The 15,643-nt window shown below is 42.1% G+C and carries 13 protein-coding genes; 9 read left to right on the forward strand and 4 right to left on the reverse strand.

Features of this window, described 5'->3' with window-relative positions; translation table 11 throughout:
- Positions 1–151: 151 nt before the first annotated feature.
- From MP3633_RS05485 to MP3633_RS05525, 9 genes are all read left to right on the forward strand, one after another.
- Positions 152–2,257, forward strand: coding sequence for an alpha-ketoacid dehydrogenase subunit alpha/beta (locus tag MP3633_RS05485; RefSeq protein ID WP_176334779.1), 2,106 nt, complete (start codon positions 152–154; stop codon positions 2,255–2,257).
- 8 nt (positions 2,258–2,265) lie between these two features.
- On the forward strand, positions 2,266–3,507 hold the full coding sequence (locus tag MP3633_RS05490; protein WP_244959867.1) for a dihydrolipoamide acetyltransferase family protein: 1,242 nt from the start codon (positions 2,266–2,268) through the stop codon (positions 3,505–3,507).
- A gap of 508 nt (positions 3,508–4,015) precedes the next feature.
- Entirely contained in the window at positions 4,016–5,329 is a 1,314-nt protein-coding gene (locus tag MP3633_RS05495; RefSeq protein ID WP_176334780.1) for a four-carbon acid sugar kinase family protein, read from the forward strand.
- Positions 5,330–6,553 (forward strand): ribulose-bisphosphate carboxylase large subunit family protein, encoded by a 1,224-nt coding sequence (locus MP3633_RS05500; RefSeq protein WP_176334781.1) that lies wholly within the window; start codon positions 5,330–5,332, stop codon positions 6,551–6,553.
- 16 nt (positions 6,554–6,569) lie between these two features.
- A complete protein-coding gene (locus MP3633_RS05505) occupies positions 6,570–7,406 on the forward strand; it encodes a phosphogluconate dehydrogenase C-terminal domain-containing protein (protein WP_176334782.1) in 837 nt (278 codons plus the stop codon).
- Between the two features lie 43 nt (positions 7,407–7,449).
- Positions 7,450–8,430, forward strand: a complete 981-nt coding sequence (locus MP3633_RS05510) for a DctP family TRAP transporter solute-binding subunit (protein ID WP_176334783.1) — start codon at positions 7,450–7,452, stop codon at positions 8,428–8,430.
- Between the two features lie 54 nt (positions 8,431–8,484).
- Positions 8,485–9,003 (forward strand): TRAP transporter small permease, encoded by a 519-nt coding sequence (locus MP3633_RS05515; RefSeq protein WP_176334784.1) that lies wholly within the window; start codon positions 8,485–8,487, stop codon positions 9,001–9,003.
- 2 nt (positions 9,004–9,005) lie between these two features.
- Complete coding sequence (locus MP3633_RS05520; protein ID WP_176334785.1) at positions 9,006–10,274, forward strand: TRAP transporter large permease; 1,269 nt, start codon at positions 9,006–9,008, stop codon at positions 10,272–10,274.
- Between the two features lie 29 nt (positions 10,275–10,303).
- Positions 10,304–11,062 (forward strand): DeoR/GlpR family DNA-binding transcription regulator, encoded by a 759-nt coding sequence (locus tag MP3633_RS05525; RefSeq protein WP_176334786.1) that lies wholly within the window; start codon positions 10,304–10,306, stop codon positions 11,060–11,062.
- 191 nt (positions 11,063–11,253) lie between these two features.
- Here the strand turns inward: MP3633_RS05525 and MP3633_RS05530 are convergent, their stop codons facing one another.
- The 4 genes from MP3633_RS05530 to MP3633_RS05545 all read right to left on the reverse strand — a co-directional run bounded on the left by MP3633_RS05530 (position 11,254) and on the right by MP3633_RS05545 (position 15,597).
- Complete coding sequence (locus MP3633_RS05530) at positions 11,254–12,204, reverse strand: D-ribose ABC transporter substrate-binding protein (protein ID WP_176334787.1); 951 nt, start codon at positions 12,202–12,204, stop codon at positions 11,254–11,256.
- Positions 12,205–12,304: 100 nt separating this feature from the next.
- On the reverse strand, positions 12,305–13,357 hold the full coding sequence (locus tag MP3633_RS05535) for an ABC transporter permease (RefSeq protein WP_176334788.1): 1,053 nt from the start codon (positions 13,355–13,357) through the stop codon (positions 12,305–12,307).
- Positions 13,358–13,387: 30 nt separating this feature from the next.
- Positions 13,388–14,935: a sugar ABC transporter ATP-binding protein gene (locus MP3633_RS05540; RefSeq protein WP_244959868.1), complete on the reverse strand. Its 1,548-nt coding sequence runs from the start codon at positions 14,933–14,935 to the stop codon at positions 13,388–13,390.
- The gene (locus MP3633_RS05545) at positions 14,932–15,597 is read right to left on the reverse strand and encodes a DUF2291 family protein (RefSeq protein WP_176334789.1); all 666 of its coding nucleotides are present in this window, start codon (positions 15,595–15,597) and stop codon (positions 14,932–14,934) included. The genes MP3633_RS05540 and MP3633_RS05545 overlap by 4 nt, the downstream gene beginning before the upstream one ends.
- Positions 15,598–15,643: the final 46 nt, after the last annotated feature.

Here is a 15,643-nt window from a genome sequence, read left to right on the forward strand (position 1 = left end):
TCCATTTTTTGTTATTTGAAGAAACTATATTGCTTAGTCTGTCAAAGAGTCGGCAATTAAGAAAGATAATTTCGGCCAATCCTAGATAATATTAATAACATCATACTTATAAAAATAAAGCTGAAAAGCAGCTAAAAAATGGTGTATTTCTATGAATCAATTGCTAGAAGAAAAGAATCACGTCACGAATTTCATAAGCCAAAAGCTTGAGTTTGACTGGCTTAACGTCAGCCAATTGATGCTTCTATCTCGCGCGTTGGATGAAATAGAAGAAAAAGAACTGGTGCCTGAAAAATTAGTCTTTAACCAGTTTTCTGCTCGAGGGCATGATTTTGCCCAGATTCTACTCGGCTCTCTGTTGACTCATCCTCACGATGCAGCAAGTGGCTATTATCGATCCAGGCCCTTTGTCATGAGCCTTGGTATTAGCTTGGATGACGTGGTTGCCTCGCCAATGGCCAAGGAAGGAGGGTACAGCGACGGCCGAGACATCGGCGTAGTATGCAACTATCCTAATATTGAAAGAAAAGGCGCTATGCTGTTTCCTATGTGTGGTGGTGTCGGGGCACAGTACTCACCCATATCGGGTTGGGCACAATCGATTCTTTATCATAAAAACCAATTAAAAGACCTTAACTACTCAGGCGCGATAGCCGTTTCTATGGGTGGTGATTCGTCCATGTCTACGAATGGTTTTTGGGCCGCTTTGAACATCTCGACGACCAATGATTTACCGCATTTGTTTTACATTGAAGATAACGGTTATGGCATTTCAGTTCCTCAGGAAGTGCAGACTCCTGGTGGTGACCAAGTTGCTAATCTCAAAGCGTATAAGAATCTAAAAATTATTGATGGAGACGGGACCGACCCTCAATTGACTCCAGTGTTAATAAAAGAGGCGGTGGACTATGTGCGGTCTGGGCAGGGTACTTGTTTGCTAAGACTAAAAGTCCCTCGTTTATGTGGTCACACCTTTCAAGATACTCAAACGTATAAAGCGGCTGACTTTATTGCAGATGAACAATCAAGAGATCCGCTTCCTAAGCTAAAAAACTATCTAGTAAAAAATGGCTTAATGAGCTTGGATGAATGGCAAACGTTAGAAGACGAGTGTGACCAAAATATTCGAAATGCGGTCGATAAAGCAAAACAACGCAAGCAACCAGATCCAGAAAACCTGACACGTTTTGTTTACGCTGAAAAGAACCATGTTCAACTTAGGGGCGGTTTGGCAGCGAGTGGCCATGTATTTCCAGCTCAGAATGATCAGTCTAAACCTGAGGGTTCACGACTCAATATGCTGACAGCGATCCGTAAGACACTCGATTATGAGTTGGAAACAAACCCTAAAGTCATTGTATTTGGCGAAGACGTTGGGCCAAAAGGCGGTGTTCATGGTGCAACGCTTGGGTTGAATGAAAAATTTGGTAGCAACAGGGTATTTGATACCAGTTTATCTGAGGAAGGTATTATCGGTCGTTCTGTGGGCATGGCACTGAGTGGATTAATGCCAGTGCCAGAAATACAGTTTCGCAAGTACGCCGAGCCGGCTGCAGAGCAGCTTTCAGATACCGGTATTATGCGCTGGCGAACCAATAACCAATTTGCTGCGCCTATGGTTGTCAGAATTCCTGGAGGATTTGCTCGCAGAGGCGACCCATGGCATTCCATGAGTGATGAAGTTGAGTGGGCACATAAAGTTGGCTGGCAACTTGCTATGCCTTCCAATGCAGAAGATGCCGTTGGCTTACTTCGTTACGCACTTCGGGATAATAATCCAACCATCTTTTTTGAACATCGATTCCTATTGGATAATAGTTGGTCCCGTAGGCCTTACCCTGGTGACGATTATGTCATTCCATTCGGCAAAGCTAAGACGATTCTGACAGGGACGGCATTAACCGTTGTTTGTTGGGGGGCGATGGTAGAGCGTTGTGAAAATGCAGCCAATAAGCTTGATATGGGCATAGAGGTGATTGATCTCAGGACAATTCAGCCATGGGACAAAGAAGCGATACTTGCCTCTGTTGAGAAAACAGGACGTTGTCTGATTGTTCATGAAGATAATAAAACCGCTGGGTTTGGGGCTGAAATCGCTGCGACCTTGGCTGATGAGTTGTTCTTTAGTCTTGATGCGCCGATCCAACGATTGACCATGCCCGATATTCCTAACCCCCACAATTTTTTGTTGTTAGAAAAAGCCGTGCCGAATGAGCAAAGCATTGCTCTCGCCATGACAAAATTGATCGAAGTGTGAGGGGGGAAATGATGAACGAATCAATGACTATTACGCTTCCGGTTGGAGCATTAGAAGGAACGGCAGCGATACTTTCTACTTGGCTGGTAGGAGAGGGCGATAAGGTTCGTAAAGGCGACCCAATATTGGAGCTGGAAACTGACAAAGTGTCGATGGAAGTGTGTGCTGAAAGTGATGGTTCGATTGAGAGGATCTTGGCTGCATCGGGTGACAATGTTGATGAGAAGACTATTCTTGGTTACTTGAATTGTGCTGCACAACCGATCTTAGAGAAATCTCCCTCACTCGTTTTTGACGACTCTTCGCAAAATGAATCAGTGGCGAATTTTAGCAAATGTGATGCTGCTAGCGATGGTTCAAAATGCCATTTAATCGGACCCGCAGTTAGAAAGTTACTCAGAAAGTATGATCTGGATGTGACCTCAATTAACGGTACGGGGAAAGGCGGACGTGTTACTCGTGACGATATTCTAGCTTTTATTGATACCCAAGCAGGTAAGGGGCAAAGCAATTCAAATGCTTCTATGCCAGTAGAAAAATCGCATGGTCTAAAAAGTAAGCTGGTTTCTCATTCTTCCATGCGTAAGAAAATTGCGAAGCATATGGTGGACAGTTTACTTCATACTTCTCCTCATGTTACTAGCGTCTTCGAAATGGATATGGGGCGCATTATAGAGCATAGGAAAATGTGCAAAATGGGATTTGAAGAAGCGGGTGCAAAGCTGACTTTTACCGCTTATTTCTTGGCCGCCAGTGCTAAGGCCATGCAAAAAGTTCCTGTCGTTAATTCGCGTTTTCATGATGATTGTTTAGAAATATTTGAAGACATCAACATAGGTGTCGGCACAGCGTTAGGCGATGATGGACTGATTGTACCGGTTGTTAAACAGGTTCAAGAGAAGAACTTGTTTGACATCGCATCAGCTCTTCAACAACAAACCGATAAAGCCAGACAAGGTAAACTGGCTGCCGCAGACATGAGAGATGGCACATTTACCATCTCAAATCATGGCGTGAGCGGTAGCCTATTTGCTACACCAATTATTATCAACCAGCCTCAGGTTGCTATTTTGGGTATCGGAAAACTTGAAAAAAGAGCTGTGGTAGAAGAGGTGAATGGTGAAGACATAATAGTCATTCGACCAAAATGTTATGTGTCTCTTAGTATCGATCATCGAGCCTTGGATGCATATCAGACTAACTTATTTTTGAGTCATTTTGTCGAGGCGATAGAAAACTGGGGGAAATAATAACTTACGACATGGGGTCGTCGTGTAATGATGATACCCATGTCATTCTATTGTCTTTTGGTGAGTCGTATTTCAACTATATGCTGTAAGAGGTGTTTCTTTTTCTCGTAAAATACATGAGTTTATTTTGAGGATTTGAAATCATTTCTACACATTTTCTAGTATCATCTCGAATTGTTTCTCTTTTCTTTTCTTTTCTTTTCTTTTCTTTTCTTTTCTCTAAGCCCATTCGTATTTGAGCTTTCTTGCTATTTTTTGATGGTATTTAGAGCCTTATTGCATTGCTGTAGTGAGTTTTTCTATATTATTTATGCATATTTCGTGTACATTTTCTGATTAAAAAAAGATCGTTTTGATTTATTTTTGTTTTTTTGAAGTTAAATAATCAAAATAATGATTGAATTGAGTTGTCTTTTTGAGTATTTTAAATCATAACATGACAATGCGCTTAAGGTTTGTTCTTTATCTCTTAGTGGAATTGTCAAAAAATAAGAATAAGGAATTGGTTTTGAACTCAACAGTAGAATTGGTATTTTACGGAGACGATTTCACTGGCTCCACTGATGTACTTGAAAGTCTAAGCTTACGTGGCAAGAAAACGATTCTATTGCTCCGTGTGCCAGAGAAAAATGATGCGATTGATTTTTCTGTTTACGACTGTATTGGAGTGGCAGGGATAAGCAGAAGCAAAGATCCTGAGTGGATGAGAGCTGAATTACCGAAAGTATATCATTTTCTAAATTCTTTCGATCCTAAGTATATCCATTATAAAGTCTGTTCTACTTTTGATTCTAACCTTCATAAAGGCAACTTAGCCGTTGCGACTCAAATTGGCATTGATGTTTTGTCTCCTCGCTGGACTTCTATTGTGGTGGGGACTCCGAAAATTAAGCGCTATGTTTGTTTTGGTGAGTTGTTTGCAGATTCAAAAGGCGAGACTTATCGCATAGACCGTCACCCTGTAATGAGTTGCCATCCAGCAACGCCAATGACGGAAGCGAATCTAGTTAAGCATATGCAGCAGTTGGGTGAGGTTGATTGTGCCTCCGTTAATTTGAGTATGTACTCCGACGGCTCTGCAGCGACTAAATTACAGCAATTTATCAATGAGAAAAAAGTGGTTATCTTTGATTCTGTTGACCATTCTTCTCAAGCCAAAGTTGGGGCGTTGATTAATGGGCGTTGCCAAGAGGGCCTTCATTTTTCCGTTTCTTCATCTGGTTTTGAGGATGCTGTTTATAGCCAGAATGATCTTGTTGATAATATCAAAATCCAATCCAAGCCTAAGATATTAGCGCTGTCCGGTAGTTGTTCTTCTATTACAAGTAGTCAAATTGACTATGCCTTGAGCCATGGTTTTATTCCCGTTGAACTTGATATTGCCAGATTATTGATACTTGAAAGCAGGTCCCAATATTTAGATGAGATCGTTCAAACCTGTATTGATTTACTTAGTAGCAATAAATCGCCTTTGGTGTATTCCGCTTTGGGTCCTCAGAAAGATGGTTCAACGATCACTTCTCAAGACGGGGATCTACATTTTGATGAAATGCTTGGTAGTTTCCTCGGGGCCATTGCTTTAGCCGTTACCAAAACAGGTTTGATTGATCGGCTTGCCGTCGCAGGTGGCGATACCTCCGGTTACTGTATTCAAAGTTTAAACGTAGATGCGTTGACGTTTATTGCACCACTTTGCCCTGGTGTTCCTCTATGCCGAGCTCATGCTCAAGACTGTGACATAGACGGGTTAGAGGTGGCCCTTAAAGGTGGGCAAATGGGGCCTGAAGATTTCTTTGTGCAATTACGCTCAGGTGAGGAATAAATGATGGACAGATTTGAGGTTGCGTACTTAATTCACAGTTTCATCAGTTTGGCTCATGTCGCTGAGAAAATTTGCAACGATCAAACCACGGGAACTTTTACAAAAATTCCTGATATTTCAAGCGGTAATGTAGGATGCTTTTCGGCTGAAATTATTTCAGTAGAAGAGACCTATGTTTCTACATTAAAGCAATATCGTGGCCGCTTGGTTATTTCTTATCCTATTGATTTATGCGGTTACGATTTGTCGGCTATTTTCACTATTGCTTGTGGTGGAGTCTCTTCGATTAAAGTGATCGAGCGTTTAAAAATAGAAGACATTCAATTCACTGATCAATTTGTTGCTCAATTTCAAGGTCCAAAATTTGGTATTGAAGGTACTTATCGCAAGCTGGGAATGTCAGAAGGGCCCGTGATAGGTGGGATCTTAAAGCCGAATATTGGTATCACGCCAGCAGACAGTGCAAAACTGGTTGCACAGCTGGTGGCTGCTGACATCGATTTCATTAAAGACGATGAGAAGCTACAAAGTCCGCCTTACTCGCATGTAAAAGATCGCATCGACGCGATTATGCCTGTTATTGATGATTGGCAGCAGAAAAGCGGTAAGAAAGTCATTTATGCCTTTAATATTTGCCATTCAGATATTGGTGAAATTGAACGTAATCATGAGTATTTAAAAAGCAAAGGCGGCGATGCCGCTGTTATAAACGTCAATCAAATCGGTATTTGCGGCTTAGATTCAATTAATAAGTTTAGTGACGTTATTTTGCATGCTCATACTAATGGGTTGGCTTTTAATGAGCGCAGCGATTGGGGGATTTCTTTCAATGTTTGGCAAAAAGTCTGGCGTCTATTAGGCATAGATCATCTTCAAATTAATGGTATTGATGGGAAGTATTGGCAGGGTAATGATTCTGTGATGGAGGCTTATCATGCCATGACTCAGCCCCTTGGCCACTTATCTTCAACATTACCTGTCTTTTGCTCCGGTCAATGGGGAGGGCAGGTGCCAGAAACTTACAGCCGAACAGGCAAATCGACAGAATTAATGTATCTCGGCGGTGGCGGTATTCATGGCCATCCACTAGGGGCGCAAGGTGGAGTAAAAGCCATCAAGCAAGCTTGGGATTCATGTATCGCAGATCAAAATATATATGATTATGCCGCGACTCATCCTGAGTTATCGCAGGCATTATCGTATTTTTCTCATAAAGCAAAATAATAACAGTGGAGTAAGTATGACAACTATATCTTTAATCGGTGCTGGCGGAAAAATGGGCATGCGTTTGTCTAAAAATCTGCAAAATTCAGATTATAAAGTCAATCATGTTGAAATAAGCGAGCAAGGTCGTAAGAACCTAAAAGAGCAGCTTAACATTGATGCGATTGGTCCTGACCAGCAAAAATCCGCTTTAGAAGCGTCGGATGCGGTTATTTTGGCTGTGCCGGATACTCTTATTGGAAAAATCAGTAGTCAAGTTTGTGAGCATTTGAAGCCAGGCACTATGGTTGTGGTTCTTGATGCCGCAGCACCGTTTGCGGGTCACCTTCCTAAGCGTGATGATCTTGTTTATTTTGTGACACATCCTTGCCATCCAGTCATCTTTAATAAAGAGCTTAATCAAGATGCGTTAAATGACCATTTTGGTGGGCTGCATGCTAAGCAAAGTGTGGTCTCTACTTTATTGCAAGGTCCAGATTCTGCATGGGAACTTGGGGAAGATATTGCAAAAACCATCTATGCACCGATCAAAAACTCCTACCGTGTTACTTTGCACCAAATGGCGATGTTAGAGCCTGGTTTGTCTGAAACTGTCTGTGCGACCTTGTTAACTGCGATGCGTCAAGCCATGGATGAAGTGGTTGATGGTGGTGTTCCATACGATTGCGCTCGAGATTTCCTACTGGGTCATATGAACATACTGTCAGCGGTAATTTTTGATGAAATCGACGGCCAGTTTTCTGATGCTTGTAATAAAGCAATTGATAACGGACTTGGTAAATTACTCTACCCAGATTGGAAGAAAGTTTTTAATAAAGATGAACTGGCTCACAGTATTCAACTGATTACGTAAGTAAAAACACCATAAATAAAAATGTGAAATAAAGGAAAATTCAATGAATAAAATAAAGACAAAAATAATTCAATGTGTTGCTTTAACAACATTCGCTCTTGCTCCGCTGGCTCTAGAAGCAAAAAGCATTAACCTTGCTTTTACTCAGACGATGGATTCGCAATATGGTGCGGCGGGTAATGCTTTTAAGGCAGAGTTGGAGAAATTAAGTGATCATAAAATTGAAGTCGATTTGAAACCAGCAGGCACTCTAGGTGGCGAGCGTGAAGTGGTTGAAAGTTTACAATTGGGCATTATTGAAATGACCATTTCTTCAACGGGACCTTTAGGGAATTTTGATAAAGATGTTTATCTATTTGATTTTCCTTATGTATTCGAAAGTTATGATCATGCGCATCGCGTACTGGACAGTCATATAGGGAAAGACATTCTTAAAGGTATGTCTGAGCATCAAATTAAAGGTTTAGCTTGGGGCGAAAATGGATTTCGTCAGCTTACTTATAATGGTGATCCGATCCTAAAGCCTGAAGACCTTAAAGGCAAAAAGATCAGAACAATGGAGAACTGGGTGCATTTAGCGACATTCAATGCGTTAGGAGCTTCTCCAATTCCAATGTCTTGGACGGAAGTGTTTACGGCACTTCAGCAAGGAACCATTGACGGGCAAGAAAACCCGATTAACCTTGCGGTGACATCAAAGCTCTATGAAGTTCAAAAACAAGCTTCTATGACTCAGCATCTTTATAGCCCGGCGGTTATTGCTATGTCTCAGGGGTATTGGGATGGACTTAATGCTAAGGAGCAAAAATGGGTTCAGCAAGCGGCCGATGTTGCGGCTAAAGTGATGCGTCAGTCTCGTGAAAAACTTGAAAATGAAGCATCGGATCAGCTGACTCAAAAAGGCATGACTATCCATAAAGTGGATATCGCTCCTTTTGTAAAAGCCACTGAAAATGTGCGTAATAAGATTGCTAAAGAAATGGGTTTCACAGAGAAACTAACTGAAATCAAAAGCATGAAATAATAGGTTAAGAAGGCTGATACGCAAGTATCAGTCTTTTTACTTGAGGATATAAAAATGGCAAAAGTCATTATTAAATTTAGTCGATTCCTTAATAATTCTGCTTTAAATGTTTCTGCGGTGCTTATGGGACTTATGGCTTTATTAGTGTTTTATCAAGTCATCACCCGTTTTGTTTTTGGGGCACCGTCTGCTTGGTCTGAGATTTCAGCTCGGGTGATGATGGTATGGATGGTTTATATTTCTATGGGCTGTGTATTCAGTCGTGGAAGTATGATCAGCATTACTTTTTTTGTGGAAGTATTACCTGATGTTATTGGTTTATGGGTTAAGCGAGCCGTGACTGTTATTGTGCTCATTTTTTTTGGTGTATTAATATGGTATGGCTGGGATATCGCGGTAAGAGTAAAAAATCAGAATGTTGCCATGCTTAATATTTCGGCATTTTGGCTTTATATAAGTATTCCTATTGGCGCTGTTCTAAGTATTCCATCGTTGCTTGAATGGCATATATTAAATGTCGAAAATCAGCCTCAATCTGACGATCTTAAAATAACTAAAACCGCAGAGGTCTAGTCATGCCAACCGCCATTGTTTCGTTACTTATTGCATTCATTTCGTTATCTGTGCCTATTGCTGTCGCCATTGTTATTGCATCAGCGATAGGACTTTATTTTTTCAGCAACCTCCCATTGATCATCATTCCTCAGCGAATGTTTATTGGCCTTGATAGCTTTCCATTAATGGCTGTGCCTTTGTTTATTTTGGCTGGGAATATAATGGGGCAAGGAGGCGTTTCAAAACGCTTAGTAACGTTTGCCAAATCTCTGGTGGGGAATCTCCAAGGCGGTTTAGCGATTTCTTGTGTTATTACCAGTATGATTTTTGCGGCGGTGTCTGGGTCGAGTGTCGCAACGGCGTATGCTGTGGGCGCGATTTTGCTCCCAGCGATGATAGCGCATGGTTATCCTAAGCCTATGGCGACTGCCATTCAGGCGTCGTCTGCGAATTTAGGGATTATTATTCCACCGTCTGTGCCTTTAATTATGTACGGTGTTAGTACTAATACCTCGATAGGCAAGCTCTTTCTTGCCGCGATAGGTCCTGGGCTGCTTATGGGGGTTGCTCTGATTATCATGGTGCTGGTTTGGTGTATTGTGACCGGTCATGGTAAAAATGACGCAAATGATCAACAGGGTTTACTTGCCTCGTCAAAAGATGCCTTATTGGCTTTGTTGATGCCTACTATGATTCTTGGTGGCATTTATGGTGGCGTTTTTACGCCTACCGAAGCGTCCGCTATCGCCGTTATTTATGGCTTAATACTCGGTGTTTTCGTCTATAAAGAAATTACGTTGAAAGACATTCCAAGGATATTAAAAGGCTCGGTGGTTGCAACGTCTTCTGTCATGCTGATTATTGCCGCGGCGTCGTTATTAAGTTTTCTTGTCAGTAGGTCAGATTTACCTCAGCTGCTTTCCACTTTTGCTACGGATAATTTTTCAACTAAATTGCAGTTTTTCTTAGCCGTTAATTTGCTTCTTTTAGTGATCGGTATGTTTGTTGAAACATCTGCTTCAATATTGTTACTGGCTCCAATACTGGCTCCAATTGCGATCCTCTATGGTATCGACCCTGTTCATTTTGGCGTTGTCATGGTTGTAAATTTGGCAATTGGTATGTTTACGCCACCACTTGGAGTAACCTTGTTTGCTGCGAGTCAGGTGGCGGAAATTCAGGTTGAAAAAGTCATATTAGCGACGTTAGTGCCCTTAGGGACTTTGCTCTGTTGTCTGGTTCTTATTACAATATTCCCTTCGATTACACTATTTTGGGTGAATTCGTGATTGTTTACTTAACTAGGTGACCAAAATTGATGAAAAAACAGCATCGCTATAAAGACATAGTGGATTATCTAAAAGATACTAATTTGGCAACGGTTGAAGAGCTTGTTCAAACTTTGAATGTCTCTCCTGCTACGGTTCGTAGAGATTTAATCGACCTAGAAAACCAAGGTGTTGTTAGACGAACTCACGGTGGCGTGACCTTAAATAGTTTTGTTGCTACACAACTTTCTGTTCAAGAAAAGAACGAATTATTTAAGGTTGAAAAAGAAAGGATTTCTAAAGCCGCTGCAGAGCGGGTAGAAGCAGGAAGCTCTATTATTTTAGATGCTGGTACAACGACGATGGAGATTGCGAAAAATATTACGCATCTTCCTCTTAGGGTCATCACTCCTGACTTACGAATTGCGCTTTTTTTAAGTGAATTTAAACAGATAGAAGTAACTATGTTTGGCGGGGAAATTGATAACGCCAGTCAATCTTGTGTCGGAGAACATGCGAGAAGACTACTTCACTCTATTCATACGGACATTGCCTTCATTAGTAGTAACTTTTGGAGCTTTGAGCATGGAGTCACCACCTCTAAAGAAGCTAAAACAGCACTGAAAGTTGATATGATTGAATGTGCGGAAGAAAGTATTCTTGTCGCGGACAGCAGTAAATATAATAGTTTTTCTTTGTTTAAAGTGGCTGAGTTAGATCAGTTTTCAGAAATTTATACAGACACTGGACTCAGTCAAGAGGCGCGAGAAAAACTGATGAACTTTAATGGCAAATTGAATATTTTGTGATGCTTTACGCGTTTTCATAAATATGAAGCTGCTAATTAATATTTTTCAATTTACTCTGTAATCACGTTGCGTACGCTTAGTATTTGACGTTGTCATAAAGAAGTTCTCTTTATGACAACGTATTTTAGATGGGACAGACAAAGAGAAAAAGGGCTACGCATGTAGCCCTTTTCCTTAGGGTTGAGTTTTTATTAATACTCAGATAGTGTGAAAGCAGATGTGTAGTGCTTGATATTTTCAGATGTGATCAAGTAGCAATCAAACAGTTGTTTTTCTGAGTCAACACCAGTATTGCCATTTTTGATGAAGTTATCCGCTTGACGAATGGCTTCAGCAGCAAACGTTGCAACTGGTTGAAGCACTGTGTACTCCATTTCTCCATTTAAAATTGCATTGGCTGCATCAGGGGAGCCATCAAATCCACCGACTTTAACTTGGCTAAGCTTTCCCGCTTCTTTCAGTGCTGCGATTGCACCCAATGCCATATCATCGTTACCGCTGATAACTCCTTTAATATTTGGGTTTGCTTGTAGGATCGACTGCATTTTTGTATAGCCTTGAGTACGGTCCCAGTTAGCGACTTCGCTGGCGACTTTTATCAAATCTGGGTATTGAGACAGTACTGTTTTGAAACCGTTTGAGCGAGTTTGAGCGTTGTTATCACTTGGCGCACCGAATAGTTCAACGTAATCTCCTGAGTCTCCAACGCTTTCGATCCACTGCATGGCGCCTAATGCTGCACCTTGAGCGTTATTGGATACCAGTTGTGCTTTCGCAAGACCGCTTTGGTTTATTTCAGCGTTAATGATAATGACTGGAATACCTGCTGCTACCGCTTTACGCACTGCACCAATGGAACCGTCGGCGTTCGCTGGGTCTAATATAATGGCTTTTGCTTTATTGGTAATGGCCGTATCAATCAGCTTGCTCTCTGTGTTTGTGTCACCTTTATGAGCAGAAACATTTGCTTCATAGCCCATGTCTTCGGCTGTTTTTTTAGCGACTTGGCCCTCAGTAAACCAATAAGGGTTTGAGGGATTATTAACAATGATAGACATCAAACCATCCGCCCATGCACTGCTAGCCATAAGGGTTAAGCTAGCAGTAGATGCGATTAATAAACGCTTAGTCATGTTGAACATATGAAGTACTCCAATTTATTATTTTAAGAGTTTGCCGAAGCTCGGCGAGTTGTATGCGCCTGCCTGCTATTGTTTTTCAAAGCGGGCAGGCACTACGTTTTTAGCGACCATTTCCTTTTGAGCTGTATTGCAAGCTGTTAAGTAATACTGCCAAGACGATAACAGTGCCTGTGAACACGGTTTGCCAGTAGGCAGAGACACCAATAATGACAAGACCGTCAGACAAATAACCAATAACCAATGCTCCAAGAATGGTACCCCGTACTGTTCCGCGCCCACCAGTTAACGCCGCTCCACCAATCACGACCGCAGCGATTGCTGTTAGCTCGTAGGTTGTTCCGGCTGTTGGGCCTGCGGACGTTAACTGAGACGCAAGAACAAGACCGGCAAGAGCTGCGCAAATACCAGAAATCATATACACAATCACTTTGACGCGGATAACAGGAACCCCGGACAAATTTGCCGCGCTTTCATTGCCACCAGACGCGTATAGCCAGCGTCCGAAGGCGGTACGGCTCAGTACGAGACCGCATATTAACGCCACAATAATTAGCACAATGACACTGATCGGAATGCCCGCCAAACGGTTAAAACCTAGCCATTCAAAGCCTGTATTACCCAGCTCTTCTTTCCCGTCTAGTTTGTTAAATGTCAGACCGTTGGTGATTAGGAGGGCAATACCTCGTGCCACGTACATGGTGCCAAGAGTTGCAACGAACGCAGGGACTTTGAAGTGAGCGATTAGTACGCCATTAACGCTGCCGACAGCGGCTCCGAGCGCGCAGGTCAAAACTACCACGACCCATAAGGACGGATAAAATGTAATGCCCAACAGTTCTATGTTTACTCCTTGCATTAAATACCCAGCGAAGACACCACATAACCCAAGAGTAGAGCCCACCGACAAATCGATTCCACCATTCAAAATGACCAGCAGCATGCCCAGAGCCAGTAAACCAAAAATAGCCACATGAGAAGACATGATCAGAAAGTTATTGATCGTAAAATAATAAGGGGACATGAAAGAGAAAAAGATAATAATCGCAATCAATGCGAAAAAGGCCCTACCTTCTAGTAGTAAGCGGCCAATGTCTAATTTCTTTGGCTGAGCAAGCGCATTAGCTGCAGGTTTGTTTTGAACGTTAGTGGACATGGTTATACTCCAAATTATTCTTATAATTTATTAATGGGCAACGGACTCGCCGGATGCAGCCATGATTTGTTCTTTGCTTACTGTCGAGTCAAATTCAGCAGATATTTGCCCTTTGTGCATGACTATAATGCGATGAGCAATGCTTAAGCATTCCGCCACTTCTGACGTAGAATAAATAACGGCAAGGCCTTCTTTTGCTCGCTCTGAAAGCAATTTAAAGACTTCTGCTTTTGCCCCAATATCAATACCGCGACTCGGTTCGTCCAGTAGAAGAACTCTCGGATTAGTTGCCAGCATTTTCCCTATGACCACTTTTTGTTGGTTGCCACCAGATAAGGATCCGATAGCGGCATCCGCACCAGACGCTTTTACTGTCACGGCTTTAATAGAGTGATTAACTAGGGTGTTTTCGGAACGTTTCGAGGTGAACAGCTTTTTCGTAAAATCAGAGATGCTGGCCAAAGACAAATTCTGGCCGACGGACATGGTTTGAACTAGACCGTCCTTTTGACGATCTTCTGGTACCAAAGCTAAGCCGATGCTAATACGTTCAGCAATGGACAGTTTGCTAATGTTTTCATCGCCCAGTAGAACCGTTCCAGCTTGAGCATTGAACCGACCAGCAACACATTCCATAAATTCGGAACGTCCTGCGCCCATTAACCCATAAACACAGATTATTTCACCGGCTTTCACTTCTAGAGACAGCTTGTCAACAACATTGAAATCGGCTCCATTAGGATCTGCAATGACTAAATCATCGATTTTCAAAGCCACATCACTAAATTGATAGCCTTCTGGTGGTGAACCTAAGTCGAAATTTTCACCGACCATATTGCGTACAATCCATTCAAGGTCTATGTCTTTGCGAGGAGCATAGGCCGTCATTGAGCCATCGCGGAGAACGACGGCATGATCTGTGATCAACAAGGCTTCTTCCAAGTGGTGTGAGATATACACAATGGACACGCCTTTGCTGGTTAAGTCGTGAATGACTTTAAACAGCACCTCCACTTCTGCAGCGCTGAGTGCGGAAGTGGGTTCATCCATGATCAGAATCCTGGATTTTTGTGAAATAGCACGTGCAATCTCAATGATCTGTTGCTGTCCAAGACGTAACTCTTCAACCAGAGTTAATGGGTCAATATTTTCTTCGAGACCGGCCATCAACTCTCGTGTTTGGCGCTCTTCTTCTGCGAAGTTCACACTGCCGTTGGTAATAATTTCTCGGCCCATAAAGATGTTGTCGCGCACGTTCATGTTAGGCGCAAGACTTAACTCTTGATGAATAATTGAGATGCCATTCGCTCTGGCTTCATTAGCGTTGTTAAAATGAACAGGGGAGCCGTCTAAAAGAATGTCACCAGAAGTGGGTGCGATAACGCCTGACAATACCTTCATCAAGGTTGATTTTCCTGCACCATTCTCCCCAAATAATGTTGTAACTTGTCCGTGGTAAACATCAAAATTTACACTTTTGAGTGCGTGAGTGTTGCCGAAAGTTTTTGCGATATGACGAGCGGCTAAGACGATACTATTTTTGGTTTTACCCATTGAATGCTCGGAAGCTAAGCTCATTTTAGGTTCATCCTTACTGGTGTTACCAACCAGTTTTTAGTATTGATTAGACGAAATACTCCTGAAATTTCAACGCTTTTACCTGTTAATGTGCTTCGGTCAAGATCTTCTAAGATGTCTGCCTTCATTGCGCGGTTTAGTGCAGCACCTACATCTTGGTATTCGATTTGGTTTGTAAACTCACCAAAACTTATGGTTCCTGTTGCATCGCGTAGATCGGTGCCGTTGATGGCTGGACCCGTTTGGATTCGAACAGTTTGCTTGTCTGGGAAGTTTGGAATATCAATGCTAAAAATGCCGGACTTTCCGGTAGTGATTATTCCCTTAAATGAAACAGGAATAACGGGACCAATTCCGCCACCTTTACCGTATTTTTCACCGGCGGCTTTTTTATTCACTTGAATCTCTTTTAGGAGGGTAGTTGCATCGACCGCATTCTCTAAGATGTAGGATTTGATGCCATTGTAGTGAGCGCTTGCATAATTATCAGGAGAGAAAACTTGCTGTCTTAGATCGTCAGCAGAACCATTAACAATGACTGTTGTGTCCAGAACCATAGTGCCCACAATCACAGTGGCTGCAATGGCACTTACAAGAATGGTTTTTCGTTTTTTCGCAATAATCTGATTGGATAATTGTGATTGCGCAGTAGCTTTTATCATTTTTATTTTACTCCGGCTGCCTTGTCTTCTAAAACGCACAAACAGT

It is taken from the genome of Marinomonas primoryensis, assembly GCF_013372285.1.
Taxonomy (GTDB): domain Bacteria; phylum Pseudomonadota; class Gammaproteobacteria; order Pseudomonadales; family Marinomonadaceae; genus Marinomonas; species Marinomonas primoryensis.